27 protein-coding genes are annotated in these 25,878 nt (G+C 72.6%); 10 read left to right on the top strand and 17 right to left on the bottom strand.

Annotation, left to right across the window (positions count from 1 at the left end):
• The first annotated feature begins 4 nt into the window (after positions 1–4).
• Together Cco03nite_RS03580 and Cco03nite_RS03575 are read left to right on the top strand one after the other, a co-directional pair.
• Positions 5–865: a carbohydrate ABC transporter permease gene (locus Cco03nite_RS03580; RefSeq protein WP_203688462.1), complete on the top strand. Its 861-nt coding sequence runs from the start codon at positions 5–7 to the stop codon at positions 863–865.
• Positions 866–976: 111 nt separating this feature from the next.
• Entirely contained in the window at positions 977–2,248 is a 1,272-nt protein-coding gene (locus Cco03nite_RS03575; protein ID WP_203688461.1) for a vanadium-dependent haloperoxidase, read from the top strand.
• A 609-nt stretch (positions 2,249–2,857) separates the two neighbouring features.
• On the opposite strand, the gene Cco03nite_RS03570 is transcribed toward Cco03nite_RS03575, so the two are convergent.
• Both Cco03nite_RS03570 and Cco03nite_RS03565 read right to left on the bottom strand, forming a co-directional pair.
• Complete coding sequence (locus Cco03nite_RS03570; RefSeq protein ID WP_203688460.1) at positions 2,858–3,742, bottom strand: aminoglycoside phosphotransferase family protein; 885 nt, start codon at positions 3,740–3,742, stop codon at positions 2,858–2,860.
• Between the two features lie 90 nt (positions 3,743–3,832).
• The gene (locus tag Cco03nite_RS03565) at positions 3,833–4,144 is read right to left on the bottom strand and encodes a hypothetical protein (protein ID WP_203688459.1); all 312 of its coding nucleotides are present in this window, start codon (positions 4,142–4,144) and stop codon (positions 3,833–3,835) included.
• Between the two features lie 102 nt (positions 4,145–4,246).
• On the opposite strand from Cco03nite_RS03565, the gene coaD reads away from it, so the two are divergent.
• Both coaD and Cco03nite_RS03555 read left to right on the top strand, forming a co-directional pair.
• Positions 4,247–4,684, top strand: coding sequence for a pantetheine-phosphate adenylyltransferase (coaD, locus tag Cco03nite_RS03560; RefSeq protein WP_203688458.1), 438 nt, complete (start codon positions 4,247–4,249; stop codon positions 4,682–4,684).
• Positions 4,685–4,760: 76 nt separating this feature from the next.
• Positions 4,761–5,126 (top strand): ubiquitin family protein, encoded by a 366-nt coding sequence (locus Cco03nite_RS03555; protein ID WP_203688457.1) that lies wholly within the window; start codon positions 4,761–4,763, stop codon positions 5,124–5,126.
• 154 nt (positions 5,127–5,280) lie between these two features.
• On the opposite strand, the gene Cco03nite_RS03550 is transcribed toward Cco03nite_RS03555, so the two are convergent.
• From Cco03nite_RS03550 to Cco03nite_RS03540, 3 genes are all read right to left on the bottom strand, one after another.
• On the bottom strand, positions 5,281–5,592 hold the full coding sequence (locus Cco03nite_RS03550; RefSeq protein WP_203688456.1) for a hypothetical protein: 312 nt from the start codon (positions 5,590–5,592) through the stop codon (positions 5,281–5,283).
• Between the two features lie 71 nt (positions 5,593–5,663).
• The gene (locus tag Cco03nite_RS03545) at positions 5,664–6,944 is read right to left on the bottom strand and encodes a HAMP domain-containing sensor histidine kinase (protein ID WP_203688455.1); all 1,281 of its coding nucleotides are present in this window, start codon (positions 6,942–6,944) and stop codon (positions 5,664–5,666) included.
• On the bottom strand, positions 6,941–7,633 hold the full coding sequence (locus tag Cco03nite_RS03540) for a response regulator transcription factor (RefSeq protein ID WP_203688454.1): 693 nt from the start codon (positions 7,631–7,633) through the stop codon (positions 6,941–6,943). Before Cco03nite_RS03540 ends, Cco03nite_RS03545 begins: the two co-directional genes overlap by 4 nt.
• A 100-nt stretch (positions 7,634–7,733) precedes the next feature.
• On the opposite strand from Cco03nite_RS03540, the gene Cco03nite_RS03535 reads away from it, so the two are divergent.
• Positions 7,734–8,201 (top strand): hypothetical protein, encoded by a 468-nt coding sequence (locus Cco03nite_RS03535; RefSeq protein ID WP_203688453.1) that lies wholly within the window; start codon positions 7,734–7,736, stop codon positions 8,199–8,201.
• 37 nt (positions 8,202–8,238) lie between these two features.
• Here the strand turns inward: Cco03nite_RS03535 and Cco03nite_RS03530 are convergent, their stop codons facing one another.
• Entirely contained in the window at positions 8,239–8,913 is a 675-nt protein-coding gene (locus tag Cco03nite_RS03530) for a nucleoside/nucleotide kinase family protein (RefSeq protein WP_203688452.1), read from the bottom strand.
• Positions 8,914–9,031: 118 nt separating this feature from the next.
• Between Cco03nite_RS03530 and Cco03nite_RS03525 the strand changes: the two genes are divergently transcribed.
• Both Cco03nite_RS03525 and Cco03nite_RS03520 read left to right on the top strand, forming a co-directional pair.
• Complete coding sequence (locus Cco03nite_RS03525) at positions 9,032–9,868, top strand: ATP-grasp domain-containing protein (protein WP_203688451.1); 837 nt, start codon at positions 9,032–9,034, stop codon at positions 9,866–9,868.
• A gap of 49 nt (positions 9,869–9,917) precedes the next feature.
• Positions 9,918–10,616 (top strand): GNAT family N-acetyltransferase, encoded by a 699-nt coding sequence (locus tag Cco03nite_RS03520; protein ID WP_203688450.1) that lies wholly within the window; start codon positions 9,918–9,920, stop codon positions 10,614–10,616.
• Here Cco03nite_RS03520 and Cco03nite_RS03515 read toward each other — a convergent pair.
• The 3 genes from Cco03nite_RS03515 to Cco03nite_RS03505 form a co-directional block, all read right to left on the bottom strand.
• Positions 10,560–11,747, bottom strand: a complete 1,188-nt coding sequence (locus Cco03nite_RS03515) for a ThiF family adenylyltransferase (RefSeq protein ID WP_239167079.1) — start codon at positions 11,745–11,747, stop codon at positions 10,560–10,562. The two genes, Cco03nite_RS03520 and Cco03nite_RS03515, sit on opposite strands and share 57 nt — an antisense overlap.
• Complete coding sequence (locus Cco03nite_RS03510) at positions 11,744–12,382, bottom strand: GNAT family N-acetyltransferase (protein WP_203688448.1); 639 nt, start codon at positions 12,380–12,382, stop codon at positions 11,744–11,746. The genes Cco03nite_RS03515 and Cco03nite_RS03510 overlap by 4 nt, the downstream gene beginning before the upstream one ends.
• A gap of 205 nt (positions 12,383–12,587) precedes the next feature.
• Complete coding sequence (locus tag Cco03nite_RS03505; protein ID WP_203688447.1) at positions 12,588–13,787, bottom strand: MFS transporter; 1,200 nt, start codon at positions 13,785–13,787, stop codon at positions 12,588–12,590.
• A gap of 62 nt (positions 13,788–13,849) precedes the next feature.
• Here Cco03nite_RS03505 and Cco03nite_RS03500 point away from each other — a divergent pair, with 62 nt between their 5' ends.
• Positions 13,850–14,842 (top strand): ArsR/SmtB family transcription factor, encoded by a 993-nt coding sequence (locus tag Cco03nite_RS03500; protein ID WP_203688501.1) that lies wholly within the window; start codon positions 13,850–13,852, stop codon positions 14,840–14,842.
• Between the two features lie 9 nt (positions 14,843–14,851).
• On the opposite strand, the gene Cco03nite_RS03495 is transcribed toward Cco03nite_RS03500, so the two are convergent.
• The 4 genes from Cco03nite_RS03495 to Cco03nite_RS03480 form a co-directional block, all read right to left on the bottom strand.
• Entirely contained in the window at positions 14,852–15,820 is a 969-nt protein-coding gene (locus Cco03nite_RS03495; protein ID WP_203688446.1) for an aldo/keto reductase, read from the bottom strand.
• Positions 15,821–15,959: 139 nt separating this feature from the next.
• Positions 15,960–16,460: a COG4315 family predicted lipoprotein gene (locus Cco03nite_RS03490; RefSeq protein WP_203688445.1), complete on the bottom strand. Its 501-nt coding sequence runs from the start codon at positions 16,458–16,460 to the stop codon at positions 15,960–15,962.
• A 120-nt stretch (positions 16,461–16,580) separates the two neighbouring features.
• The gene (locus Cco03nite_RS03485; RefSeq protein ID WP_203688444.1) at positions 16,581–17,381 is read right to left on the bottom strand and encodes an isocitrate lyase/PEP mutase family protein; all 801 of its coding nucleotides are present in this window, start codon (positions 17,379–17,381) and stop codon (positions 16,581–16,583) included.
• On the bottom strand, positions 17,378–18,328 hold the full coding sequence (locus Cco03nite_RS03480; protein ID WP_203688443.1) for a cytochrome P450: 951 nt from the start codon (positions 18,326–18,328) through the stop codon (positions 17,378–17,380). The genes Cco03nite_RS03485 and Cco03nite_RS03480 overlap by 4 nt, the downstream gene beginning before the upstream one ends.
• 65 nt (positions 18,329–18,393) lie before the next feature.
• On the opposite strand from Cco03nite_RS03480, the gene Cco03nite_RS03475 reads away from it, so the two are divergent.
• Positions 18,394–19,089, top strand: coding sequence for an ArsR/SmtB family transcription factor (locus Cco03nite_RS03475; protein ID WP_203688442.1), 696 nt, complete (start codon positions 18,394–18,396; stop codon positions 19,087–19,089).
• Positions 19,090–19,096: 7 nt separating this feature from the next.
• On the opposite strand, the gene Cco03nite_RS03470 is transcribed toward Cco03nite_RS03475, so the two are convergent.
• The 4 genes from Cco03nite_RS03470 to Cco03nite_RS03455 form a co-directional block, all read right to left on the bottom strand.
• A complete protein-coding gene (locus Cco03nite_RS03470) occupies positions 19,097–19,267 on the bottom strand; it encodes a hypothetical protein (RefSeq protein ID WP_203688441.1) in 171 nt (56 codons plus the stop codon).
• Positions 19,264–20,058 carry a type I methionyl aminopeptidase gene (gene map, locus Cco03nite_RS03465; protein ID WP_203688500.1) on the bottom strand — a complete coding sequence of 265 codons (795 nt, stop codon included), beginning with the start codon at positions 20,056–20,058 and terminating at the stop codon, positions 19,264–19,266. The genes Cco03nite_RS03470 and map overlap by 4 nt, the downstream gene beginning before the upstream one ends.
• 59 nt (positions 20,059–20,117) lie before the next feature.
• The gene (locus Cco03nite_RS03460) at positions 20,118–21,329 is read right to left on the bottom strand and encodes an epoxide hydrolase family protein (protein WP_203688440.1); all 1,212 of its coding nucleotides are present in this window, start codon (positions 21,327–21,329) and stop codon (positions 20,118–20,120) included.
• Between the two features lie 91 nt (positions 21,330–21,420).
• Positions 21,421–22,635: an epoxide hydrolase family protein gene (locus Cco03nite_RS03455; protein ID WP_203688439.1), complete on the bottom strand. Its 1,215-nt coding sequence runs from the start codon at positions 22,633–22,635 to the stop codon at positions 21,421–21,423.
• Positions 22,636–23,054: 419 nt separating this feature from the next.
• On the opposite strand from Cco03nite_RS03455, the gene Cco03nite_RS42770 reads away from it, so the two are divergent.
• Entirely contained in the window at positions 23,055–25,862 is a 2,808-nt protein-coding gene (locus tag Cco03nite_RS42770) for a helix-turn-helix transcriptional regulator (protein ID WP_203688438.1), read from the top strand.
• Positions 25,863–25,878 lie beyond the last annotated feature (16 nt).

Genomic DNA, 25,878 nt, shown 5'->3' with positions numbered 1-25,878 from the left:
CGCCATGCTGAGCCCCCACCTCGGCCGGATCGGCCGCACCGCCACCCTGCTGCTGTTCGCCGCCGTCTTCGGCTACCCGCTGCTGGCCTACCTCGCGGTCGCCTTCCGCGGCGGCGACGGCGCCGACTCCGCCGTCGCCCTCGGCAACGCGGTCGCGACCTGGCAGTCGATCCTCGCCTTCAACGACGGCACCTTCCTGCAATGGCTCACCAACTCGATCATCGTGGCGTCCGTGGGTTCGGTGGTGGCCGTCGTCGCCGCGCTGCCCGCCGGGTACGCGCTGGCCCGGCTGCGTTTCCGCGGCCGCCGCCTGCTGCGGTTCCTGACCCTGCTCACCATGGTCGTCCCGAACACCGTGCTGGTGATCCCGATCTACCTGGAGGTGAGCGCGGTCGGCGCGGTCAACAACCTGTGGGTGGTCGGGCTGCTCATGGGCTTCTTCCCGTTCGGCGTGTACCTCGCCTACATCCATTTCAAGACGACGCTGCCCACCCCGATCGTGGAGTCCGCCCGCCTGGACGGCCTGACCGACGTCCAGACCTTCTTCACGATCGCACTTCCGATCTCCAAGCAGGCCGTGGCGCTGGTCGGCTTCTTCAGTTTCGTGGCGAACTGGACCAACTTCTTCCTGCCGATGGTGCTGCTCCCCCTGTCGACCAGCACGACCGTGTCGGTGGGACTGCAGCAGCTCGTGTCCTCCAGCCCGCTGTTCGACCCGACCACCGCGGCCGGCCTGGACGTCCGCCTGTACGCCCCGCACCTGGCCCTGGCCACCCTCGTGACGACGCTGCCGGTCCTCGTCGTGTTCGTGCTCGCCCAGCGCTACCTCATCCGCGGCCAGACACTCGGCGCGGTCAAGGGGTGACCCGGACGGCTTCACGCAGGGGCGGTCCTGACACATTCGACATTGCGCTCTATACATTGGAATGGTTCGATAAGTTCTGGTCGGCAAGTTACGTCCGGAACGGGGAGATCCATGTCAAGGCGTACTGTCCTGCGCGTCGTCGTCTCCACGGCCCTGGTGCTCACCTCGACGGCGACGATCAGCCCGTCGGTCGCCCAGGCCGCCACCACCAACCCGGTCATCACCTGGGACGCCAACGCCCAGCAGGCCATCTGGGACGTCGCCCAGCAGCAGCCCAACGAGCAGGCACGCAGCTTCGCGATGGTGCACGGGGCCGTCTACGACGCGGTCAACGCGATCGCGGGCAGGCCGTACCGGCCATACCTCGGCGCACCGGCCGCCGACGGAACGGAGTCGACCGAGGCAGCCGTCGCGACGGCCGCGCACCGCATGCTCGTGTCGCTGTTCCCCGGTCAGCTGGCACGACTCCAGGCCCAGTACGACACCGCGCTGGCAGCGATTCCCGACGGCACCCCCAAACAGCGCGGCGTGACGGTGGGCACGCAGGCGGCGGCCGCGATGATCGCGGCACGGCGCGACGACGGCGCGTTCGGCTCGCAGACCTGGCAGGTGGGCACCCAGCCCGGCCAGTGGCGGCCGACCCCGCCGACGTTCGCCTCCGCCGGCGCGTGGACGGGGCACCTCAAGCCGTTCCTCCTCCCCGACGCGTCCATGTTCCGCACCTCCGGACCACCCGCGCTCACCAGCAGCGCCTACACCCGTGACTACAACGAGATCAAGCGGCTCGGCGGGGTCGGCAGCACGGCACGCACCGCCGACCAGACGTCGGCCGCCATCTGGTGGCACGACCGGCGCCTCACCGAATGGGAGATCAAACGCCAGGTCGCGACCAGCCGGGGACTGAACACGCTGCAGGCCGCACGCATGTTCGCCATGGTCGACATGACCGAGGCCGACGCGCTCATCGCCTGCTACGCCGAGAAGGAGCACTGGAACTTCTGGCGGCCCGTGACAGCGGTCCAACTCGGCGACACCGACGGCAACCAGGCGACCGCGGGCGACCCGAACTGGATGCCGCTGCTCGTCACACCGCCGTTCCCCGAGTACACCTCCGGCCACACCTGCTTCACGTCGGCGTCGATGGCGACCCTGGCCTACTTCTACCAGCGGGACGACATCTCCTTCAGCGCGTACAGCCCCGCCGCCGCCGCGACCCGGCACTTCCCGAGCTTCTCCAAGGCCCTGGCCGAGGTCGTCGAAGCCCGCATCTGGGGCGGCGTCCACTTCCGCTCCGCCGACAACCAGGGCGTACGGATCGGACTGTCCGTCTTCGCGTACATGGCCGCGGGAGACTTCTTCAAACCGGTCAGGCACCGCCCGTAGGCGCCCGAAATCAGTGGACCGGAGCCGCCGCGCACCGCTAACCTGCTGCCCAGCCACGCCGTCGAGCCAAGGACCGGCCGTTGTACACCCTGTGAGACCCACCGAGCGCTGAACCTGTCGCGCGTCGCGCCTGTGCGCCGCGCACCTTCCTGCTGCGGACTTCTCACAGAAACCGGTGTACCTCCATGCTCGAAAACCGGGCAGTCGCGCCCACGCGCCTCCCCCTCGCCCCACGCCATCGCCACGCCTGCGCATCCGAGCAGTCGCGGACCGGCGGCGCCTTCCGCGTCGACGTCGACCACCGACTCCTCGACGCCTGGCTGCTCGCACTGTGCACCGCCCGCCCGGACTCGGCGACGCCCACGGTCCTGGAGCGGATCACGCTATGGCTCCACGCGACCCGGGGCTCCGGACCGGCCGCACGCCGCCTCCGGCCCGGCCTCCGCGCCGCCACCGGGCCGGGCCGGGCGATGCCGCACGCCCATGGCCTGGGACTGGGACGCCGTATGGCGTGCCGGCAGCGGCGGATCGGACCGCTGTGAACCGATAGGTGATCGGCGTCGACAGCCCGGCCGCGACGATCACGGCCGGGCTGTCGACGCCGCACGGTCAGCCGTGACGGTGGCGCACGATGTAGCCGATGTAGCGGATCGCTTCCTCGCGATCCTGCCCGCTGATCGTGTCCCACAGGTCTGCCAGCCAGTACAGCGTGCCCGACAGCGGCCAGGCCCACCCGCGTACCCACGTCGCGTCGTCGAACCCGAGCGCCTCCCGGTAGGCGGCCCGCGCGCGGGCATCGAACAGGCTCCAACCCGGCAGCACCTCGACCGCCGGATCACCGCGACCGAGCCCACCGAAGTCGATCACCCCGGTGAGCCTGCCCCCGTCGACCAGCAGGTTGCCCTCCAGGAGATCACCGTGCAGCCACACCGGCGGCCCGGGCCACTCGTCGGCCGCCATCGCCTCGTCCCAGGCCGCGGTCACCGCTCGCCCGTCGATCCGGTCCCCCAGCGCCGCGATCGACCAGCGGGTCACCTCGTCCCGGCGCGCCAGCGGGACACCGCGCTGGATCCCGTCCTTGACCGGCCCGTCCATCGGCTCGATCGCGATCATCGCGCGCACGAATCCGGCCAGGTCGACGGCTAGTTCGACGTGGTCCTGCCCGGCTCGCGGATTGCGCCCGGCCAGCCACGGGACGACCGTCCACGGCCACGGATAGTCGCCGCCCGGCCGGCCGGCCGCGATCGGCACCGGCACCGCCACCGGCAGGTGCGGCGCCAGCCGCGGCAGCCAGCTCGTATCGGTCGCCACCTGGTCGACCGCCCACTGCGCCCGCGGCAGCCGAGCCGTCAGACGATCACCCACCCGGAACAGCGCGTTGTCGGTGCCGTTCAGCGGCTGCGCCACGATCGGCAGGTCCGACCACTCGGGGAACTGCTCGTCGATCAGGGCGCGTACCTGCTCGACGGCGACGACGATCTCTCCGGGGCGCATCGCGCGACGGTAGAACCCGCCCGATCATCCCGTCAATCAAGTTCGAACCACGCCTCGCATCACACGCCAGGCGCCGGCGGTAAGCCGGAGTTAGTCGTTCGGGTTCCACCTGTCGCCGAAGTAGAGGTCCGCGCGGTAGATCAAGGCGAGGCTCCTGACAGCCGTCCCGAGGCCGACGGCTCGGCCGACCTCGAACGCGTCGCCCCCGTTCGCGGCATCCGGCGTGTCCAGGTGTTCGACCTCGGCGTAGCGGTCGACGACCGAGCGGACCATGTCGATCATGGGCATGGTGCTGGTCAAGGTGACCCGCACGCCAGGCGGAGCGAGAGCCTGAAGTGCGACGACGTCGTGTTCGTCTTGCTCCAGCTTGCGGCGCAGGAACGCTATCACTTCCCTGTTCACGTTCTAGACACTATGACTCCCTTGGCCACAGCCGGGCGCGGGACGCCCGGAAGGCTGTCTCCTCAATCCGACGCGTCGTGAAACAGGCCGTAGTCTGGCGCGATGCCGCATGCTCCTGCCGACGGGGTCGACTCGACTCGAGCGGTCTATCCCGGGACCTTCGACCCCTTCACACCAGGTCACTTCGACGTGGTCGACCGGTCACGCCGAATGTTCGATCACGTCACCGTGCTGGTCGCCGTCAATGCCGACAAACGGCCGTCCCAGACCGCTGCCGCGCGGGCGACGGAGGTTCAGCGGCTGCTTCCTGCGGACTGGGAGAACGTCTCGGTGGCCGCCTGGCATGGGCTGACCGTGGAGTACTGCCGGGACCATGGATGCGGTGTCATCGTTCGCGGCGTCCGGAACTCCACTGACTACCAGCGCGAACACGAACTCGCAGCGACGAATGAAGCCCTGGGAGTGACGACGGTGTTCGTGCCCACCCGGCCGGAGCTGGCAACGATGTCGTCCTCCGCGGTACGGACGCTGCGAACCTGAGCGCTCACCAGGACCTTGGGGCCCACTGACGCGATGGTGCCGGAATACGCTGACACGTGTTCGGGAAGGGGACGGCGTGTCGGGAAACGAAACCACAGGGGATCCGGACACCATCGTTCGGGTTGGACAGCTCGGTGAGCTGCCCGCGGAGTTTCGCCAGTCCGGTGGACAGAGGACTCTCCGCATCGGTGATCGGCAGGTGGAGATAGGTCCCGGAGCGACGGTCCGCCACCGCGGCAGCCTGCGGAGGCGACAACTCACCATCGAGCAGCCCGACGTCGCCACCTTCACCCATCGTTATCGGCTGCCGTGGCGGCTCGTGTTCCTGTCCTTGTGGGACCCGACATTCGACCGCTTCGACGCGGAGGCCGACGACCCGGGACTCTGGCTGACCGCGCGACTGGGTGGCACCGACGACTGGAGCCGAGCCGGGTCCGGCTGAATCCGGCGGGCCGAGGAGCGAACCACCTTCTCAGCCTCGCAGGGCGGCATCCATGCGGGCTCACGGGGCGCTGCGGTGGCCGATACCGCCGGTTGCGGAAGCGGTCCTGCGGCGCACCGGGCACGCCGCCGGACCGCCCCCGCGAATGGCCGGCTCAGTCGTCGGAGCCCTTTCCGCGACGGTCGCCGCCGTCATCGTCACCAGGACCGTCGTCGGTTCCCCTGCCGCGGCCGCCGTGGTCGTCTGACGCGCTCGGGCGCGGGGAGGAAGCTGCCGACCTGGACAGCTTGGGCGCGGCCGACGGCGTGACCGAGGCCGACCGTGCGGCCGACGGTGACACGACGGCGGACGGCGACGGGCTCGGCCGGTTCACGCCGCCGGGGCCGTCGGACGCCGCCGCCACGGCGGTCGCGGCGGCGACCGCGATCGCGGCCGTGCCGATGCCGATTACCAGTGCTCTGCGCATGATGGGGACTCCTTCGCTCGGTCTGCGAGTCAGAGTGCCGATCGGTGCGATAGCGGCGCGCTACGCCCGCCCTAACGTGCGGCTAAGACCGACGCCGCGCCGAGTTCCACGGTGACCAGCGCGCCGCGCGGCGTGGCGTCGCCGACGGTCAGCCGCCCACCGCAGGCCTCGGCGGTCTGCCGGGCGATGTCGAGGCCCAGTCCGCTGGATCCGGCTCCGCTGGCACCGCGGCGGGTGGGGTCGCCGCCCCGGAACCCCGGTCCCTCGTCGGCGACGGTCAGCACCGCGCCACCCGGCCGGGCGGTCAGCCGCACCGTGAACGCGGTGCCGGGCGGGGTGTGGCTGAAGACGTTGCCGAGCAGCGCGTCCAGGCAGGCGCTCAGGTCGGCGCGGCCGACACCGACGGGCAGCGGACCCGCGGCCGACTCGACGGCCAGTGCCCGCTGCTCGTCCTCGGCGAGCACCTGCCAGAACGCGACCCGCTCGGCGACGACCTCGGCGGCGTCGCAGGACGCCGGTCCGCTGCCGCGTCGGCGGGCCCCGTCGATGAGGTCGGTGACGGCCTGGTTGACGGCCGCGACCTGGTCCCCGATGCGCTGGGCCTCCTGCGGGTCGGCCAGCGCCTCGGCTTCCAGGCGCAGCGCCGTCAGCGGGGTGCGCAGCCGGTGCGACAGGTCGGCGACAGCCTCCCGCTCGGCCCGGACCAGGTGCTGGATGCGCCCGGCGAGGTGGTTCAGCGCGCCGGCGACCGCGCGGACCTCGGGCGGCCCGGTGACGTCGGCGCGGGCGTCCAGGGCGCCGTCGGCGAGCCGGTGGGAGACCTCGGCCAGGCCGGTGATCTCACCGACGACGGTGCGGGCCAGCCGGTCGGCGACGGCGATGCCCGCGCCGAGCAGCACGACGCCGAGCAGGGCCAGGATCAACCACGCCTGGGGTACGCCGTGGCGCAGTTCGGCCGTCGGGACCAGGGTGCGGATGACGGTGGTGCCCTGTGCCAGTCCCACCGCGATGAGGATCTCGCGGCCGTCGTCGCGGGCGACGGTGACGCTGTTGCCCAGCGCGGCCAGGCGTACGCCGTTGGTGCGTGGCGCGGGCGTGCCGAGCACACCCCCGTCGGGCAGGTACACGGTGAACGGCTGCCCGGAACGTCCGGTCGCCTCCTGCACCGCCAGTTCCAGGGCCCGGTGGTCGCCGGCGGCGATGACCGGCACGAGCGCCTGTGCCTCGGTGGTCGCCGCGCCGACGGCGCGTTCGGCCGCGACGGTCTGGATGAGCAGGGCCAGTGGCAGCAGGAACGCGGTGAGCACCAGGGCCATCGCCGCGGCGACGAGCAGGGCGAGGCGCCTTCTCATCCGAGGTGCTCGGGTGCGCTGAGGCGGACCCCGACCCGCCGGACGGAGTGCAGGTAGCGGGGTTCCTGGGCGGTCTCGCCGAGCTTGCGGCGCAGCCAGGACAGGTGCACGTCGACGGTCTTGTCGCCGCCGGAGTAGGGCAGCCGCCACACGTCGGTGAGCAGGTCGCGCTTGCTGACCACGGTGCCCGCCCGCGCGGCGAGGTAGTGCAGCAGGTCGAACTCGCGCGGGGTGAGGTCCAGCACCGCGCCGGCCAGGACCGCCTGCCGGGCGGCCGGGTCGACCCGCAGCTCGCCGACGACGACGGCGCTGTCGGCGGCGAGGCGCTGCTCGGTGCGGCGCAGCACGGCCCGGATGCGGGCGTCCAGCTGTGCCGCGCCGAACGGTTTGACCACGTAGTCGTCGGCTCCGGCGTCGAGCGCGCGGACGATCTCGGCCTCGTCGCTGCGGGCGGTCACCACGATGATCGGCACGGAGTCGATCGCGCGCAGCATCCGCAGCACCTCCCGGCCGTCGAGGTCGGGCAGGCCCAGGTCCAGCAGGACGACGTCGGGCCGCTCCGCGACGACGGTGCGCAGGCCGTCCATGGCGGTCGCCGCCGACGCCACGGCGTGCCCGCGCTCGGTCAGCGCCCGGATCGCGGTCGTACGAATCGTCGGATCGTCTTCCACGATCACCACCTTGGCCATGGCCAGACGGTATCCGAGCAGGGCCCGGCGGCCCCATCGCGGGCCGGACCATAGCCGCCCCTTAGCCGCGCGTTAACCATCGCGCGGGCATAGTGGGTCCATGCGCAGAAGCACGGTGGTGATGGCGGCCGGATGGCTGGTGGCGGCGGTGGCCACCGCCGCGGTCGCGGTGGCGGGCGTGGACGCCATCGGCGCGGGCCTGCTCGGCGGGTCCGGCCACAACCCGGTGCTCAGCTCCGCCGACGTCGACCGGCTGCTCGCCGAGGAGCCGGCCGGCCGCCCGGACGCGACACCGGCCCCCGCGGTCTCCGCCGGATCGCCGACCGCCCGGCCGGCCGGGATCCGCTCGCTGACCACCCCCGGTGGTGTGGTCCATGCCTCCTGCGCGGGCGGTGCGGTGACGCTCGCCTCGTGGAGCCCGGCCCCGGGCTACCGCGCCGACGACCCGGAACCGGGTCCGGCCGACCGGGCCCGGATCAAGTTCAAGAAGGGCAAGACCGAGCTGCGGGTCGTCGTCACCTGCACCGGTGACGAGCCCGTCGCCGAGGTCATCCCCGACGACGACTGATCCGCAGGGACGGCTGGATCTGTCCGGTGGGGTGCGGTCAGCGTGTTCGGGTCTGCCAGGCCGGCCGCTGGGGCTCGTCGTTGTGCACGATGATGTCGACGTGGTCGGTCGGGCGGGCCGTGGCGAAGTAGAGCTGCTGGGCGGGGAGGTAACGCTCGCGCCAGCGCCGTTCGACCGCGGCGGGAGAGGACACCCCGCGCTCGCGGATCAAGGCACGCTCCACGGTCCTGTCGAGGGCGGTCGAGACGAAGATGCGCAGGTCCCACCGGTCGATGAGTTCCGGGCGCATGAGGAAGACGCCGTCGAAGACGAGTACGGCGTCGGCGGGGACGGTCGTGACCGGCGGGGACAGCACGGTGTCGGCGGCGTGGTCGTAGACCGCGGTCTGGCAGCGTCGGTCTCCGGCCGGGCCGAGCGGATCGAGCAGCACCCGGTTCAGCGCGGCGTGGTCGTGGGCGTCGAAGTAGCAGCCTTCGGCCGAGTACTCGCCGCGCGGATAGCGCTGGGCCCGGGGGAAGACGAAGTCGTCGATCGTCGCGCGGATGACGTCGCGGCCCCGGGTGCGCAGGAGGGCGGCCAGTTCGTCGGCGAGGGTGGTCTTGCCGGCGGCGGGCGGTCCGTCGACGGCGACCCGCGTCGGGTGCGCGACGGTGACGGACCCGACCGCCTCCGCCAGGCGGACCAGCAACTCGTCTCGGGTGCCTCGGTCCACGTCCTGCCCCCTGTCTCACCCGGTGTGGCGTCCCGACACCAGGCTGCTGGTCCGACGCCGCCCGCGCATGTAATGATCACATCCGCGGCGAAGCGCTCTAGCGTGTGAGGAGTTGCCGGTGACATCTGCCCGGCTCCGCGTCCTGTACGTCAGCGACCTGGCCTACCAGGCCCGCGGCCGCCGGTACTGCGACGAGGACATCTACCTCACCTCCCGGCTGCGGGAGGACTTCGACCTGGCGGTCTGCCATCCCCTCGACGCCCGCGCCCTGATGGGCGGCTTCGACGTGGTCGTCGTCCGCAACAGCGGCCCGGTCCTGTACTACCGGGCCGAACACGACGCGTTCCGGGCCGCGGCCGCCGACGCCGGTGTCCGGGTGTTCACCGAGCTCACCGGCAAGGGCGACATGGCCGGCAAGCAGTACCTGCTCGACCTGTTCGCGGCCGGCCACCCGGTGATCCCGACCGTCGACCGGGCCGCCGACCTCGACCGCCTGCCCGACACCGCGACGTACGTGGCCAAACCGAAGTTCGGCGCGGACTCCGTCGGGCTGACCTTCGTGCCGCGCGCCGACCTCGCCCGGCTCGACTACACCGACCTGCTGGTGCAGCCGCGCATCGACTTCCGGTACGAGGTGTCGTTCTACTTCGTCGGCCGCGCCTTCCAGTACGCCCTGTACGCGCCGCACCCGGACCAGCGCTGGGTCCTCGAACCCTACGAGCCCACCGACGACGACCTGGCCTTCGCGCAGCGTTTCGTCGACTGGAACGACGTGCGCCACGGCATCCAGCGCGTCGACGCCTGCCGCACCAGGGACGGGGCTCTGCTGCTCGTCGAACTGGAGGACCTCAACCCCTACCTGTCACTCGACCGGATCAGTCCCACGGTCCGGGACCGGTTCGTGGCGGCCATGAAGTCGTCGCTGACCCGGCTCGCGAACACACCCGGCCGCTGACCCACCCCGGCGACCTTATTGCCAGTGGTTTGCAATAAGGTCTGTGGTGATGAACGAGCCCGATACGTCTTCGTACGAGACAAGAACCGTGCCCGCACCTGTCAGCGGCGACCCCACCGCTCTGCCCGATCTGATGATGGCCTGGGGTCTCGGCTGGGCCGGCTCCCGCGGCGTACCCCGCCCCGTCATCCTCCCGGGCGGCTTCCGGGCCGACGTGGGTCTGCGCGGTCACCGCGTGCGGTACGTGCTGCACACCTGGGATGTCGAGATGTTGGCGGCCCTCGACCGGCAGGTCGCCGCGCCCGGAACCTGGATCAAGGTCAGTGGCCGCGGCGCCGACCTGCGTCGTGCCCTTTCGGCAGGCTGGACCATGGACGACACCGGCTACCTGATGAGTGTCCCGTTCGCCGCGGATGCCGTCGACACCGGGACGCCCTACGAGATCAGGGTCGCGACCGCCGGTGACGTCGTCGTGGCGACCGTCCTCGACGGCGCAGGCGCGACGGCGGCTTCCGGACGCCTGGCCCCGGCCGGCGAGTTCGGCATCATCGACCAGGTGGAGACCGCGCCGGCACACCAGCGCCGAGGCCTCGGCACCGCCGTCATGCGGACGCTGAGCGACCACGCCGCACGCAACGGGATGAGCACCGGCCTGCTCGTCGCCACCGACGACGGACGGCACCTGTACCGCTCACTCGGCTGGCGGGTGCGATCCGAGATCGCGGCGGCGTTCGTCCCCGAGAACTGAGACACCAGGCCCGTCCGCGCCGGCACCGTCGCGGATCAGCAGATCCAGGTCGACGTAGAAACGGCCCGACTCGCGCAGCTCGCCCAGCAGCACGCGCCGGGCGACGTCGGCGACCAGCGCCCCGCCCAGGCTGACACCGGAGGCCAGCTGCGGCCAACTGCTCAGGTCGACGCCGATGCGCGGGATCGACGCGGCCAGCTTCGGGCTGATCTCGCCGATCATCTTGAGCACGCTGTCGATCACCTCGGCGCGGCTGAGGTCGGCCAGGTCCGCCGACCCGATCCCGCCGAGGACGCCGTGCAGCAGCGGCCGGTCGGGCTCCAGGTCGAAGCGCTCGATGTCGAGCATGCCCCGATCGTTCGTGTCCATCAGGACCGGGATGCGGCAGGTGCGCGCCCATTCCCGGGCGGCGAGCTTGATGCGCGGCTCGTCGCACTCCTCGACCAGCAGGTCGATCGGGCCGCCGCCGCCGAGGAAGAAGCGCTTGATGTTGTTGTCGTGCAGGCCGTCGGGGTAGACGTCCACCTCGAGGTACGGGTCGAGTTCGTACAGCTGCCGGGCCGCGATGACGGTCTTGTTCACGCCGAGTTCGTGCACCCCGGCGCGCAACCGGTTGAGGTTGGACAGGGCCAGGGTGTCGAAGTCCGCCAGCGTGAACGCGGTCGCGATCCCCTCCGTGGCCAGGGTCAGCGCCGCGCTGTTGCCGACCGACAACCCGATGACGCCGATCCGCCGCCCAGCGAGCATGCGCTGCTGCTCCCGGCTGATCTTGCCGCGGTTGCGGTCGGTGCGCAGCAGCCGGAAGTCGTCGCGATCCAGCAGGTGCACGAGCCGTCCCGACCACGGGTAGAACGCCCACGTGCCGGCCTGCCACGGCTCGACACCGCCCAGGTGCTCGGCGGACAGCCGCGCAAGCTGGTCGCGATCGCCCTTCAGCGGCGGGTGCAGCGCGGCGACCAGGTCGGTCACCTGCTCGTCGAAGGTGTCGCAGACCTCGCGCACCCGCCCGGAGACCAGCAGTTGCTCGAACCGCCGCCGGTCGTCCTCGCCGGCCGGCCGGAACAGTTCGGGACGCCAGGCGAGCACGTCGCCTTCGCGTTCCCGTTCGGCCAGCAGTTCCGGGATGCTCACCGGTCCTCCTTCCACACGAGCCCGGCCGGGCCGGACGCCGACAGTGCCGCCGGGACGGGCGACTCCATGATGGACACCTCAGGCCCGTCCGGCTTCCACTCGTGGGCGAGCACGGAGTAGCTGACGACGTCGTGCCAGACGCCGTGGGTGTGGAACAGCTCCCGCATGAACCCCTCCTGGACCAGGCCGAGGCGGGTCATCCGCTCGTGCATGCGCAGGTAGTCGATGCGCCTGCCGCCCCAGATGCGGTGCAGGGCCAGCGGGCCGAAGCCGTACGCCATGAGCAGGCGGGAGGCGGTCACGCCCCGGCCGACGCCCGGCGACTCGGGGATCACGATGAGGCCGCCGAGCATCGCGTTGCGCCCGTACTCCTCCACCAGCAGCCGGACCACCCCGACCAGGTCGGGTGAGCCGTCGACGGTGATGGCCAGGGTGTACTGGGTGCGGGGTGTGCGGCGGGCCGCGGCCAGGTGCGCGTCCAGCGCCTCGGGCACCTCGTCGGCCGCCAGCCTGTCGAAGCCCATGAACTGGGTCAGCTCGGGGTCGGTGTAGAGCCGTGTCAGCGCCGGCAGGTCCTGCTCGGACAGCTCCCGCAGCACGATGTCGCCACCGTCGATGGTCACCGGAAAGGGCACTCGGCACCCCTCGTGGTCGGATGAACCCGCACGGCCACGACTTCGATGTCTGCCGATCTTTTGCAGCCTAGGGGATGCGACGGAGGGGCCGCCTCGTCCGGCCGGATAGGGCCATCGACCCACGTCGACACCATCCACCGGCCGGGCAGTCGACGGGTCATCGGCGGCCCCCGCGTCCGGCGATGGCGGGACGGCCGTCCGGCGCTCAGCCTTTCACCTCGCGCAGGGTGCGCCAGGCGAGCAGCGCGGCCAGTGCCGAGGCGGCGCCGGCCAGCGTCACGACCAGGCTCGGTGCGAGGACCTCGGCCAGCGCGCCGCCGGCCGCCGCGGCCGCGCCCTGCAGCGTCATCGTCCCGGTCGCCGCCAGGCCGAACGCCTGGCCGCGGTGCGCCCGCGGCACCGCGTCGAGGAACCTGCGGGCCAATCCCAGCTGGTACGCGACGCCGAAGCCGGACGCGGCCAGCAGCCCCGCCGCGGCCACCGGCCCCGGAGCCAGCACGAAGACCAGCAGCGGCGTGCCCAGCAGCAGGGCGAGCAGCCCGGCCAGCCGCTCCCGGCGTGCGGGGGCGACCAGTCGGCCGATCACGAGATCACCGGCGAGCATGCCCAGCGCGACGGCGGTGAACAGCACACCCGCCGACGCGGGTGTGCCCACCTGGTCGGCGTACGGCACCAGGACTCCTTCCGCACCGACGATCAGCGATGGCGGCAGCCACTGCGCGAGCAGCAGCGACCTGACCGCGGGCCGGCCGAGCAGGTCGCGGTTGACCCGCCAGGTGGCGGCGACGGCGGCACCGGACGGCGTGCTGCGGCTCGGGTGGTCGGCCAGGCGGGCGCGGGTCAGCGCGGCGGACAGCAGGCAGCCGCCCACGGTGATCCAGAGTGCGCCGTGCGTGCCCAGCGCCGAGATCAGCAGGCCGCCGGCGGCGAACCCGATCACCTGCGTGCCACCGGCCGCCATGGAGAACACGGACCGGCCGAGCACGTAGCGGTCGCCTTCGAGCAGGTCGGGCAGCAGCGTGGTCCGGGCCGCCGACGCGACGGCGCCGGGCACCGCCGCGACGAACACGAGCAGCAGCATCGCGGTGGGGCCGAGCGGGCCGGCCGCGAGGATCGCCGCGACGGCCGCCCGGAGCAGGTCGTAGCCGACGATCACCGGGCGTGGCGGCCAGCGGTCGGCGTAGGCCAGCAGCAGGGTGCCGCCCAGCGCGTACGGCAGGAAGCCGGCGACGTAGGCCAGCGCGGCCAGCAGCGGCGAACCGGTGCCGGCGTAGACGGTCACGGACAGCGCGAGCATCTTGACCGATTCGCCGGTGAGGAACAGCGCGTAGCCGGTGAACAGCACCCGGAACTGGCGCACCGCGAAGACCTCGCGGTAGGTGGCGGCGGTGTCGGCGGTCGTCATGCCGGACAACTTCGGGCCGGTGGGGCGCGCCTGGCTAAGCTTTCGCGTGGAGGCGAAACATGCTGGTCATCGAGGTGAGCCCGGCCGACGTCGCGCGCACCCGGTACGCGATCTCTCCGCTCGGCGAGGCCGTGCAGGCCCTGCGGGTGGCGGCCGGGGTCCAGGCGGCCGGCCCGCTACGGCCGTGGGCCGACCGGATCGGCCCACGGTACGAGGAACTGCGCCGGGCGGTGCCCGCCGTCGGGGCGTTGACGGCCCTGTTCCGGCGCGGCGCGTACAACGCGGACTTCATCCACCCGCCGCCGACCGGGACCGGCGACGACTTCGCCGCCGAGCTGGCCGTCGTGCGGGCCACGCCGCTGCGCCGCGTACACGCCGAACTCGCCCGCAACCTCGCGGGACTGCGCACCCCACCGCGGTACGTCCAGCGCATCCTCGACGGCCCCGACGTGCTCGACCGGCTGTCCGACGCGATCGAGGCCACCTGGCACGCCCTCGTCGAGCCCGACTGGCCACGGCTGCGCACGGTGCTCGAACGCGACCTCGTACGCCGCGCCGGGCACCTGGCCATGTACGGGTGGGCGGCCGCGCTGGCCGACCTCGACCCCCGGGTGAGCTGGCACTCCGCCGGGCCCTCGGGCACCATCCAGGTGCGCACCGGCCCGCGCTCGCAACGGGAGCGATACCGGCTCGGCGGTAAAGGGCTGCTGCTGATGCCCACCGTGTTCGGCACGCTGATCAGCTACGTCGAGCCGCCCTGGCCGTACGCCCTGGTCTACCCGGCCCGCGGCGTCGCCGACCTGCTCGGCCCGCCGCCGGGCGCGGCCGCTCCGCAGGCCCTGGGCCGGCTGGTCGGAGCGCACCGCGCGGACGTGCTGCGGGCGCTGGCCGTGCCGGCGACCACCACGCAGCTCGTCCGGCAGCTCGGCCTCAGCCTGGGCACGGTCGGCGGCCACCTGGCCGTCCTGCGGGAAGCGGGACTGGTGACCGGGATACGCACCGGGCAGGCCGTCCGCTACCAGCGCACGGCCCTGGGCGACGACCTCGCCGGCTGAGGCCGCGGTTCACCACCAGTAGTTGTCCTGCGGCGCGTAATCCCTTTCCAGCGCGGCGATCTCGGCGTCGGTCAACGACAGCTCCAGCGCCGCGACCGCGTCGGCGAGGTGATCGGCCTTCGTCGCGCCGACGATCGGGCAGGACACCACGGGTTTGGACAGCAGCCAGGCGAGGGCGACCTGAGCCATCGGCACCCCGCGGGCCTCGGCCACGGCCTGAACGGCGCGGACGACCGGCTCGTCGACGTCGCGGTCGAAGGCTCTGGCGACGTCGTCGGCGGAGCCGCGGGCCGTCTGCGCGCCCCAGGGGCGGGCCGCGCGGCCCTTGGCCAGCGGCGAGTACGGAGTCAGCCCGACGCCCTGGTCCAGGCACATCGGGATCATGTCGCGCTCCTCTTCCCGCCTGAGCACATTGTACTGGTCCTGCATGGCCGAGAACGTGGTCCACCCGTTGAGCTCCGCGGCGTGCTGCAGCTTCGCGAACTGCCAGGCCCACATCGACGACGCGCCCAGGTAGCGCACCTTGCCCGCCTTGACCAGGACGTCCAGGGTCGCCATGGTCTCCTCGACCGGTGTGGCCGGGTCGAAGCGGTGGATGTAGTAGACGTCGATGTAGTCGGTGCCCAGCCGCCGCAGGGAGCCGTCGACCTGTTCCAGGACGGCCTTCCGGGACAGGCCGCTGCCACCGGGGCCGTCGTGCATCCTGCCGCTGACCTTGGTGGCCAGCACGATGTCCTCGCGGCGGGAGAACCTGTTGATCGCCCGCCCGACGAACGCCTCCGAGCTGCCGCCCTGGTAGACGTTCGCGGTGTCCCAGAAGGTGATGCCCAGCTCGGCGGCCTGCCGGAAGAACGGGGCTGCCGCGTCCTCGTCCAGGGTCCACCGGTGCAGACCGCCTGCCGGATCGCCGTAGCTCATGCAGCCGAGCCCGATCCGGCTCACGGTCAGACCGGTGCGCCCCAGCCGCGTGTACTCCATGGATCCGCCTCCGCAGGTGCGACTTCCGACGCGTCGGGTGCGATCCTTTCAACAGCGCGCCGGTCGACCACGGACGGGGGCACCGCTCGTGTGCCTTCGACGCCGGCGGCGAAGGCGTGCAGCGGTGCCCCGAAGCGGATCAGCGGGTGGTGATCGCTTCGCCCGTCGGGGCGACCAGCCACCACAGGGCGCCGAAGGCGTTCACGCCCTGGCCGTTGGTGTCCCCCGCCTTGGCGTCCTTGACGAACAGGTACAGCGGGTGGCTGTCGTAGACGACCTGCATGCTGCCGTCGGGCCGGGCGACCGTCTTGAGCTTGTCCGCGGTGACGCCGGAACCCGCCTGGGGCGTACCGGTGGTGATCACCGGCGGCCAGGCAGCCGCGCAGGTGTCCACGCACGTGGACGTCCCCGCGGTGTCCGCCTCGAACAGGTACAGCGACCTGCCTTGCCCATCGGTGAGATAGGTGCCCATCGGGCCTTGTCTCGTCTGAACGGTGACCTGTTCGGCGGCGAGGCCGGTCATCGCATGACCGGTGACGCCGCTCTCGGCGCGGGCCGCCGACGGGGCGACCAGCGCCGCAGCAAAGAAGGACAGCGCGATGATCGCTCGGCGCGACCCGGAGAACTTCGTGGAGCCCATGTCAGACTCCTTCCCGTGAGGCAGGTCCTGACCTGCGCAATCCTAAGTCGGCCGAGATCGGGCTCGCGGGACTTCGGCGCTATCGCCGACAACGCGCGAAGCCGATGCGCGTGGGTTCTTTCAGCTCCCGGGCGAGGCGAGCGCCTGTACCACGGCATAGCCCGGGACGGAGGGCATCTGCGGGAAGACGCCGTTCGCACGAAGGCTCGCGGCGGTGTCCACGGCCGCGCCGAGGGCGAGCCGGAACAGCAGCGAGCCGAGGCTGACCCGGCGCACACCGAGTTCAGCGAGACGGGTGAGCGAAGGACCGTCCGGTGTGGCGAGGGCGTTGAGCGGCAACACGGTCGCGCCCACCGCCGCCGCGATGGACGCCGGATCGGGCAGACCCGGCACGAAGACGCCGTCCGCGCCCGCGTCCTGGTAGGCCGCCAGGCGGGAGGCCGTCTGCCCTTCGCGTCCCCCGCCCAGCCAATGGGTGTCGGTGCGGGCGTTGACGAAGAGCCGCGGCACGGCCGACTTGACGGCGGTGATCTTCGCCGCTTGCAGGCGCGGTGGGGTGAGGCTGCCGTCGGCGCGGCCGTCCTCCAGGTTGACGCCGACCGCGCCCGCCTCGGCGAGTTCCGCGACGGTATCGGCGACCTCGGCCGGGTCGTCGCTGAAGCCGCCCTCGACGTCGACGGTGAGCAGGAAGGGCCCGCCGCCGATCCGGCGCGCGAGCCGCAGCGTCTCAGCGCGGGTCCGGCCGGTGCCGTCGGGCAGCCCGGCCGCGGCGGCGACACCGAGGCTGGTGGTGCCGACGGCGGCGAAACCGGCCGCGGCCAGCGCGGCGGCGGAGGCGTGGTCCCAGGCGTTCGGCAGCAGCAACGGTGTGCCGGGCCGGTGGTGCAGTTCGCGGAAGGCGTCGGCGGCGACGGTGCTCATACCTGCTCCTCGGGGTCGGCGGATTCACCCAGGCGGCCGACGGCCCCGGCGAGGTCCAGCACCCGTGCGACCGCGTCGGTGACCTGCGCGGCCGGATCGTCCCGCTCCAGCAGCCCGGCGGCGAGCGCCAGCGCCTGCGCCTGTCCCGGACACCGGTGCGGCCCCGCACCGAAGGCGAGATGAGCCTGTTCGTCATCGGTACCGGTGTCCGGATCGGACGGATCAGCGGTGGCGCCCGGCTTCGCGGCGGTGACGTCGATCAGCACCACCTCCCCTGCCTGAAGGTCCAGCGTGCCGACGCGGATGTCGGCCAGCGCCTGTCGGCGCAGCGCGGTCACCGGCGGGTCGTGGCGCAGCACCTGCGCGAGGAGGGCGCCCGCGCCACCCGGCGGGAGACCGTCCGGCGCGCACCGGCGGGCGTGCTCGACCAACCGGGCGGTCGCGTCGCATGCCTGTACCAGCAGCCCGATCCGTTGCGCGGCGGCGTCCGGGTCTGCCTCGGCGTCGGCCCCGGCTGTCCGGGCGAGCAGCGACGCTACGGCCTCGTCGGCGGCTTTCACCTGGCTGGGGGTCAGTTCGCCGCCGAAGTATCCGGCGGCGACAGTGATGACCGCGTCGGCCACCGCGTCCGGGCCGGGCAGGCCCAGCGCCTCGGCCAGGATGCGGATGACCCTGTGCCGGTCGTCCGCGCCGACCGGTGAGCCGGCAGCCGTCTGGCGCAGTTCGCCCGGGTCGAGGCGCGCAAGCTCCACCACTGTGCGGGCACGACGGCGGGCGTGCACACATGCGTCGCCGGTGAAGCGGGCGACGGTGGCGCGCAACCAGGCCAGAGTGCCCTCGGGCGCGTCCGGTACGACGGCGGGTTCGGGGACCAGCTGCGGCTCGTCGAGCACCGCGCGGGCGTCGGCGTACGCGGTGACACAGGTGGACGGGGCGTGGATCGTCATGGGGCCGACGCTATGTGCGGAATACTTCGGCGTACGCCGAACCGTCGCTGGGGCATGATGGCCGCATGCCCACGCAACAGCTGGCCCGGTTGGCCGGGCTGCTGGCCGACCCCACCCGCGCCGCGATCTGCCTCGCGCTGCTGGACGGCCGTGCCTGGACCGCGGGCGAGCTGGCCCACCACGTGGGCGTCGTCGCGTCGACCGCGAGCGAGCACCTGTCCCGGCTGGTGGCCGGAGGGCTGCTGGTCGAGGAGCGCCAGGGCCGGCATCGCTACCTGCGGCTGGCCGGGCCCGAAACCGCCGCGCTGATCGAGGACCTGGCCACGTTCGCGGCGAAGTCGGGTGCGGCGCCCGCGCCGCGCAATCTGCGCGGCAGCATCCGCCGCAGCGCCGAGGCGCAGGCCCGGACCTGCTACGACCATCTCGCCGGCCGCCTCGGCGTAGCCCTGGCGGACGCCCTGCTGGCACGCGGCGTGGTCACGGACGACGCGGGTCTGGCCGTGACCGCGCCGGGCCGCGCCTGGCTGGCCGGTGTCGGCATCGACGTGGACCCGCAGCGCCGCGGCTCGCGTCCGCTGGTCCGCAGCTGCCTCGACTGGACCGAACGCCGCCCGCACCTCGCCGGCGTCCTCGGCGCGGCGCTGCGCGCGCACGCGATGGACACGGGCTGGCTCGAACCCGTCGGCACCGGCCGCGCCCTCCGGATCACCCCGTCGGGCGTCGGCGCGCTGCACGACCTGTTCGGCATCACCCTCGACTGAGCGCGGCTCAGCGCGACAGGATCGCGACCAGCTCGCCGAAGCCGCGGCGGCGCGCGTGTTCGAGCGCGTCCACCCCGTCCTTGGTGTCCTCCGGGGACGGGATCGGGGCGGGGGCGGTCGGCGCGCATCCGGCGGCCGCTGCCAGCAGCGGCAGTGCGAGCAGGGCACGGCGTCTCACGACGTATGTCTACCCTGCCGAACCTCCGGGCGGCGGGTCAGGACCTGGGGGCCGGAGTCCGTGATGGCGACGGTGTGTTCGGAGTGGGCGGTGCGGGAGCCGTCGGCGGAGCGGATCGTCCAGCCGTCGGCGTCGTACTTGACCCGGTCGGTGGAGCGGCAGAACCAGGGTTCGATCGCGATGGTGAGGCCGGGGACGAGTTTCACGCCACGGCCGGCGCGGCCGCTGTTGGCGACGTGCGGGGACTCGTGCATGGTGCGGCCGATGCCGTGGCCGCCGAACTCGCCGTTGACGCGGTAGCCGTAGGAGTGGGCGACCTCGCCGATCGCGTGGGAGACGTCGCCGAGGCGGCCGCCGGGCTGGGCGGCGGTGATGGCGGCTTCCAGCGCGACCTCGGTGGCCTCGATCAGTCTCAGGTCGGCCGGGTCGGGGGCGCCGACGACGACCGACAGCGCGGAGTCGGCGACCCAGCCGTCGATGCCGACCGCCATGTCGATGCTGAGCAGGTCGCCGTCGCGCAGCACGTAGTCGTGCGGCAGGCCGTGCAGCACCGCGTCGTTGACCGACAGGCACAGCATGTTGCGGAACGGGCCGCGGCCGAACGACGGGGCGTAGTCCCAGTAGCAGGATTGCGCGCCGCGTTCGGCGATCCGGCGGCGGGCCTGGTGTTCGAGGTCCATCAGGTTGACGCCGACCGCCGCGGCCGCGCCCAGCTCGGCGAGCAGTTCGCCGACGAACCGGCCGGTCACCGCCATGCGGCCGATCTCGTCGGCGGACTTGAGCTCGATCACGGCAGCCTCCTGCATGGTATTTTTATACGGGTATTTTTATACCACACAGGAGTGGCGGCCTACCGCAGCGTCCGCAGGCCGGTGCGGACCTCGTCGACGAACGCCGCCGGCTGCTCCCACGCCGGATAGTGCCCGCCCTCGGGCAGCCGGCGGTAGTGGACGAGGTTCGGGTAAGCGCGCTGCGCCCAGCTGCGCGGCGGCAGGTAGAGCTCGTCGGCGAAGACGCTCACCGCGACCGGGAGCCGCACGCCCTTGGCGGCGAAGAACGAGAACCGGTTCTCCGCGTACAGCCGCGCCGAGGAGACACCGGTGTTCGTCAGCCAGTACAGCGTGATGTTGTCGAGCACGTCGTCGCGCGACAGGCTCTCGCGCGAGCCGTCGAACGACCGCGAGATCAGCGCCAGGCTCTTGGCCTCCAGGTCGGTCATCCACGCCGCCAGGAACACCGGCGAGTCGGCCAGGCCGGTCAGCGTCTGCGGCCGCGAGCCCTGCTGCAGCGCGTACGTCACGTGCTTCCAGGTGAAGTCGAGCTGCTCGCACGCGGCCCGCTCCTCGTCGGACAGCCCGGCCGGCAGGTTCGCCAGCGCGTCGGCGGCGCCGATGACGTTCTGCTGGAACAGGTTGTCGATGTCGTCGGGCACGACGCAGGCCATGTTGGTGTGGATGCCGACCAGGCCCTCGACCTCCTGCGCGGCCATCAGATCGGTGATGATCGCACCCCAGTCGCCGCCCTGGGCCACGTAGCGGTCGTAGCCGAGCCGCTTCATGAGCTCGGCCCAGGTGCGGGCGATGCGGTCCGGCCCCCAGCCGGGCCCGGTCGGCTTGCCCGAGAACCCGTAGCCGGGAAGCGACGGGATGACCACGTGGAAGGCGTCGGCGGCGCTGCCGCCGTGGGCGGTGGGGTCGGTCAGCGGCTCGATGACCTTCAACAGCGCGGCCACCGAGTACGGCCAGCCGTGCGAGATGACGATCGGCAGGGCGTCGGGGTGTGCGGAGCGCACGTGGATGAAGTGGATGTCGAGCCCGTCGATCTCGGTGATGAAGTTCGGGTACGAGTTCAGCCGCGCCTCGCAGCGCCGCCAGTCGTACTCCTCGACCCAGTAGCGGGCGAGTTCCCGCATCGTGGCCAGCTGCGGGCCCTGGGACCGGTCGGCGACGGTCTCCCGGTCGGGCCAGCGCGTGTGCAGGATCCGCGCGCGCAGGTCCGCGAGGTCGGCGTCGGAGAACTCGACCCGGAAGGGCCGGATCGCGGTGCCGGTGTCGGCTGTCATGGCGGGGTGATTCCTCGCTGTCCAGTTCGGGTGGTGGAGACGGACCTCGGGGTGACCGGGCGACGTACGGCCGCCCGGTCACCCCGCAGGCTCAGCGCAGCGAGCGCAGGCCGGTGCGCACCTCGTTCACCAGCGACTCCGGCTGCTCCCAGGCGGCGAAGTGCCCGCCCTTGGGCAGCCGGTTGTAGTGCACCAGCTTCGGGTAGGCCTTCTCCGCCCAGCTCCGGGGCGCCTGGTACAGCTCGTCGGGGAACACGCTGACCGCGACGGGCAGCTTGACGCCCTTGACGCCGAAGAAGGAGAACCGGTTCTCGGCGTAGAGCCGCCCGGACGAGACACCTGTGTTCGTCAGCCAGAAGTGGGTGACGTTGTCGAGCACGTCATCGCGGGTCAGGCCCTCGGCAACGCCGTCGAACGTCCGCGAGATCAGCGCCAGGCTGCGCGGATCGTGGTCGAGCAGCCACGCCGCCAGGAAGACCGGCGAGTCCGCGAGCCCCGTGAGGGTCTGCGGCCGCCCAGCCATCTGCAGCGCGTACGCGACGTGCTTCCAGGTGAAGTCGAGCTGCTCGCAGACGGCCCGCTCCTCGTCGGACAGCCCGGCCGGCAGGTTCTCCAGCGCGTTGGCCGCGCCGATGACGTTGCGCTGGAACAGGTTGTCGATGTCGGCGGGCACCACGCCGGCCATGTTGGTGTGCAGGCCGACCAGGCCCTCGACCTCCTGCGCGCCCATCAGGTCCACGACGATGGCGCCCCAGTCGCCGCCCTGGGCGACGTACCGGTCGTAGCCCAGGCGCTTCATCAGCTCGCCGTAGGCGCGGGCGATGCGGTCGGGGCCCCAGCCGCCCTCGGTCGGCTTGCCCGAGTAGCCGTAGCCCGGCATCGACGGGATGATGACGTGGAACGCGTCCTCGGCGGTGCCGCCGTGCGCGGTGGGGTCGGTGAGCGGCTCGATGAGCTTCAGCTGCTCGACGACCGAACCCGGCCACCCGTGGCACACGATGATCGGCAGGGCGTTCTCGTGCTTGGACCGCACGTGGATGAAGTGGATGTCGAGCCCGTCGATCTCGGTGATGAAGTTCGGGTACGAGTTGATCCTGTCCTGGCACCGGAACCAGTCGTAGTCGTGCGCCCAGTACTGGGCCAGCGCCTGCATGGTCGCCAGGGTCGGGCCCTGCGACTGGTCGGAGACGGTCTCCTTCTCGGGCCAGCGCGTGTGGGCGATACGCGCGTGCATGTCCTTGAGATCGGCTTCGGAGACCTCGACCGTGAACGGCCGGATCGCCGAACTGTCGTTGATGGCAGACATGAGAGCTTCCTTGCTGTGGTCGATGGGATGGTGGGACGACGTTCGGTCCGCACCGGGAAGGCGGCAGAGCCGCTTGCTTTCTCGCCGCGGAACCCCGGATTCGACGGTTCCGCGTGGACGTGCCCTAGTCAGGCATGAGATGCCCCCATCTGCGTTGATTTTACGTCCGAGCGTCTCGCCCGGGATACGACCGACCCTGTGGTAGGACCCGGCCGGCGCCGCTCGCACCGGACCTGTCCACGATCGCCGCCGGGCAGGCCCGCCGCCCCCGTGCCGACCCCCGGTGCACCCCCGGGTCGACCCCCGGCGCCGAGGGCGTGCCGTGAACCTCGCAAACAGGCACAGAAGCGCCGATTCACCCGGATCGCAACCGGCCCGAGCCGCCGCCGCCAGCGCTGCTACCTGGGAAAATTCGACCTATGGGGGTATCCGCCGCCGGAACCCGGATCGGCCTGCGCGGGCGCGGCCGCGAGCTGGCCGAGCTCGACCGGGCGCTCGCCGCCGCGAGAGCGGGCACCAGCGCGGTGCTCGTGTTGCGCGGCGAGGCGGGCATCGGCAAGACCACCCTGCTGAAGTACGCCGAGGAACACGCCGCCGGATTCGGCGTCACCGGTGCCATGGGCGTCGAGACGGAGATGGCGCTGCCCTACGCCGGCCTCCACCAGCTCTGCACACCACTGCTCGGCAGGCTGCCACTGCTGCCCGGCCCGCAGCGCGACGCCCTCGCAGCCGCGCTCGGCCTGCACGAAGGCCCGCCGCCGAACCCCTTCCTCGTCGGCCTGGCGGCGCTCACCCTGCTCGCCCGCGCCGCCGACGAGCGACCGCTGGCCTGCCTGCTCGACGACGTCCAGTGGCTCGACGAGCAGTCCCTGCAGGCCATCGCCTTCGTCGCCCGGCGGCTGGCAGCCGAACCCATCGCGATGATCCTCACCCTGCGCTCCCCCGGCGACCGGGGAGAACTGGCCGACCTGCCCGCCCTGACCGTGCCCGGCCTCAACGACACCGACGCCCGGGGCCTGCTCACCTCGGCCGCGCACGTCCCGTTCGATCCCCGGGTACGCGACCGCATCGTCGCCGAGGCCCACGGCAACCCGATGGCGCTGCTCCTGATCCCCCGCCTCGTCCCGCCCGCCGAGCTGGCGGGCGGACTGTGGCTGGCCGGCCGCCGCCCCGTGGCCGAGGACCTGGAGGACGCGTTCCGCCTGCGCTTCCGGCAGCTCCCCGCCGACACCAGACGCCTGCTGCTCACCGCCGCCGCCGAGCCCACTGGCGACACCGACCTGCTGTGGAAGGCCGCCGAGCTGCAACACCTCGGCGCGGAGGCGGCCGCGCCGGCCGAAACCGCAGGCCTGATCACGTTCGACACCGTGGTGCGGTTCCCGCACCCCCTGGCCCGCTCAGCGATCTACCAGAACGCGTCGGCGCCCGAGCGCCGAGCCGCCCACCGGGCACTGGCCCAGGCCACCGACCCCCACCAAGACCCCGACCGCCGGGCATGGCACGCCGGCCAGGCCGCCACCCGGCCGGACGAGGCCCTGGCCGCCGACCTGGAAGTCTGCGCGCGCCGGGCGCACCGCAGAGGCGGAGCCGCCGCGGCCGCCGCGTTCATGCACCGCAGCGCCCAGCTCACCCCCGACCCGGCACGGCGCGCCGCCAGAGCGCTCGCCGCCGCCCAGACGAGCATCGACGCGGGCGGCCTCGCCCAGGCCCATGCCATGCTCGCGGCCGCCGCCGACGGCCCGCTGGACGAGCCGCACCTCGCCCAGCTCGAGCGGCTGCGCGCCCGCCTGGTCTTCCTCCAGGAACGCGGCACCGACGCACCCCGGATGCTGGTGGAAGCCGCCCGGCGGATGGCGCCCCTGGACCCCGCACTGGCCCGCGACACCCTGCTCGAATCCCTCGGCGCGGACCTCTACGCCGGCCGGCTCAACACCGGACCCGGCCGCCTGGACATCGCCCAGGCCATCCGGGCCACCCCCGCACCGAGCCCGCCACGGACGGTCGACGTCCTGCTCGACGCCGTCGCCACCATGATCATCGACGGCTACCACACAGGGGCCGGCCCGCTGCGCCAGGCCCTGCGGACCGTCCAGGACGACCAGCGCTCCGCCACGACCGGCGCGGACCTGCGCTGGATGTGGCTGGCCTGCCCGGTCACCCCGGAACCGCTGGCGCCCGAACTCTGGGACGACGACGCCTGGCACGAACTGGCCACCGGCGCCGTGCACCTCGCCCGCGACGCCGGCGCCCTCGCGCTGCTGCCGATGGCGCTCAGCTACGAAGCCTGCTACCGCGTACACACCGGCGACTTCGCCACCGCGACCGCCCTCGCCGACGAGGCGAGCGCCATCTCCACCGCCACCGGCACCGCCCCCATGGCCTACCCCGCCCTGGTGCTCAGCGCCTGGCGGGCCCACGAGCCCCGCGCTCGCCGCCTCCTCGACGCGGTGCGCGGCGACGCAGGCGACCGCGGCGAAGGGCGCGCGCTGGCCATCGCCGACTACGCCGCCGCGGTCCTGGACAACGGCCTGGCCCGCTACGACGACGCCCTGGCCGGCGCGACCCGGGCCGGCCAGTACGAAGACCTCGGACTGTTCGGCTGGACGCTGGTCGAACTGATCGAGGCCGCCGCCCACAGCGGGCATCCGCAAGCCGCCGCGACCGCGCTCGACAGGCTCACCGAACGCACCCGGGCCGCCGCGACCGAATGGGCCAAGGGCATCGAGGCCCGCTCGCGGGCGCTGCTGACCGACGGCCCCGACGCCGACACGCTCTACCGCCAGGCGATCAAGCACCTGGACCGCTGCCGGATCACCGTCCACCAGGGCCGCGCCCGCCTGGTGTACGGCGAATGGCTGCGCCGCCAGGGCCGCCGCGGACTGGCCCGCGACCAGCTGCGCGCCGCGTACGACACGCTCACCCGGGCCGGCGCCGACGGTTTCGCCGAACGCGCCCGCAAGGAACTGCTGGCCACCGGCGAGACCGTACGCAGGCGGTCCGTCTCCGCCCTCGCCGAACTCACCGGCCAGGAGGCCCAGGTCGCCCAGCTCGCCCGGGAAGGGTGCACCAACGTCGAGATAGCCGGCCGGCTGTTCATCAGCCCGCGCACCGTCGAATGGCACCTGGGCAAGGTGTTCACCAAACTCGGCATCACCTCGCGCAAGGACCTGCAGGCCGCGTTCAGCGCCCACCCGGGGGACGGCGTCCGGCCGACGGGCACGAGGTGACCGCCGACCCGAGACC

This window comes from Catellatospora coxensis (assembly GCF_016862635.1).
In the GTDB taxonomy this organism is placed as follows: domain Bacteria; phylum Actinomycetota; class Actinomycetes; order Mycobacteriales; family Micromonosporaceae; genus Catellatospora; species Catellatospora coxensis.
Note: the sequence above shows the minus strand (reverse complement) of the source record. Positions and strands in the feature narration are given on the sequence as shown.

Coding starts and splice junctions, on each gene's coding strand:
- Cco03nite_RS03485 (WP_203688444.1), bottom strand. CDS start 17,381: ATGAGCACCGTCGCCGCCGACGCCTTCCGCGAACTGCACCACCGGCCC.
- coaD (WP_203688458.1), top strand. CDS start 4,247: ATGCCGCATGCTCCTGCCGACGGGGTCGACTCGACTCGAGCGGTCTAT.
- Cco03nite_RS03455 (WP_203688439.1), bottom strand. CDS start 22,635: ATGTCTGCCATCAACGACAGTTCGGCGATCCGGCCGTTCACGGTCGAG.
- Cco03nite_RS03460 (WP_203688440.1), bottom strand. CDS start 21,329: ATGACAGCCGACACCGGCACCGCGATCCGGCCCTTCCGGGTCGAGTTC.
- Cco03nite_RS03490 (WP_203688445.1), bottom strand. CDS start 16,460: ATGGGCTCCACGAAGTTCTCCGGGTCGCGCCGAGCGATCATCGCGCTG.
- Cco03nite_RS03520 (WP_203688450.1), top strand. CDS start 9,918: ATGAACGAGCCCGATACGTCTTCGTACGAGACAAGAACCGTGCCCGCA.
- Cco03nite_RS03570 (WP_203688460.1), bottom strand. CDS start 3,742: ATGCGCCCCGGAGAGATCGTCGTCGCCGTCGAGCAGGTACGCGCCCTG.
- Cco03nite_RS03480 (WP_203688443.1), bottom strand. CDS start 18,328: ATGACGATCCACGCCCCGTCCACCTGTGTCACCGCGTACGCCGACGCC.
- Cco03nite_RS03550 (WP_203688456.1), bottom strand. CDS start 5,592: ATGCGCAGAGCACTGGTAATCGGCATCGGCACGGCCGCGATCGCGGTC.
- Cco03nite_RS03580 (WP_203688462.1), top strand. CDS start 5: ATGCTGAGCCCCCACCTCGGCCGGATCGGCCGCACCGCCACCCTGCTG.
- Cco03nite_RS03540 (WP_203688454.1), bottom strand. CDS start 7,633: ATGGCCAAGGTGGTGATCGTGGAAGACGATCCGACGATTCGTACGACC.
- Cco03nite_RS42770 (WP_203688438.1), top strand. CDS start 23,055: ATGGGGGTATCCGCCGCCGGAACCCGGATCGGCCTGCGCGGGCGCGGC.
- Cco03nite_RS03535 (WP_203688453.1), top strand. CDS start 7,734: ATGCGCAGAAGCACGGTGGTGATGGCGGCCGGATGGCTGGTGGCGGCG.
- Cco03nite_RS03475 (WP_203688442.1), top strand. CDS start 18,394: ATGCCCACGCAACAGCTGGCCCGGTTGGCCGGGCTGCTGGCCGACCCC.
- Cco03nite_RS03495 (WP_203688446.1), bottom strand. CDS start 15,820: ATGGAGTACACGCGGCTGGGGCGCACCGGTCTGACCGTGAGCCGGATC.
- Cco03nite_RS03575 (WP_203688461.1), top strand. CDS start 977: ATGTCAAGGCGTACTGTCCTGCGCGTCGTCGTCTCCACGGCCCTGGTG.
- Cco03nite_RS03505 (WP_203688447.1), bottom strand. CDS start 13,787: ATGACGACCGCCGACACCGCCGCCACCTACCGCGAGGTCTTCGCGGTG.
- Cco03nite_RS03545 (WP_203688455.1), bottom strand. CDS start 6,944: ATGAGAAGGCGCCTCGCCCTGCTCGTCGCCGCGGCGATGGCCCTGGTG.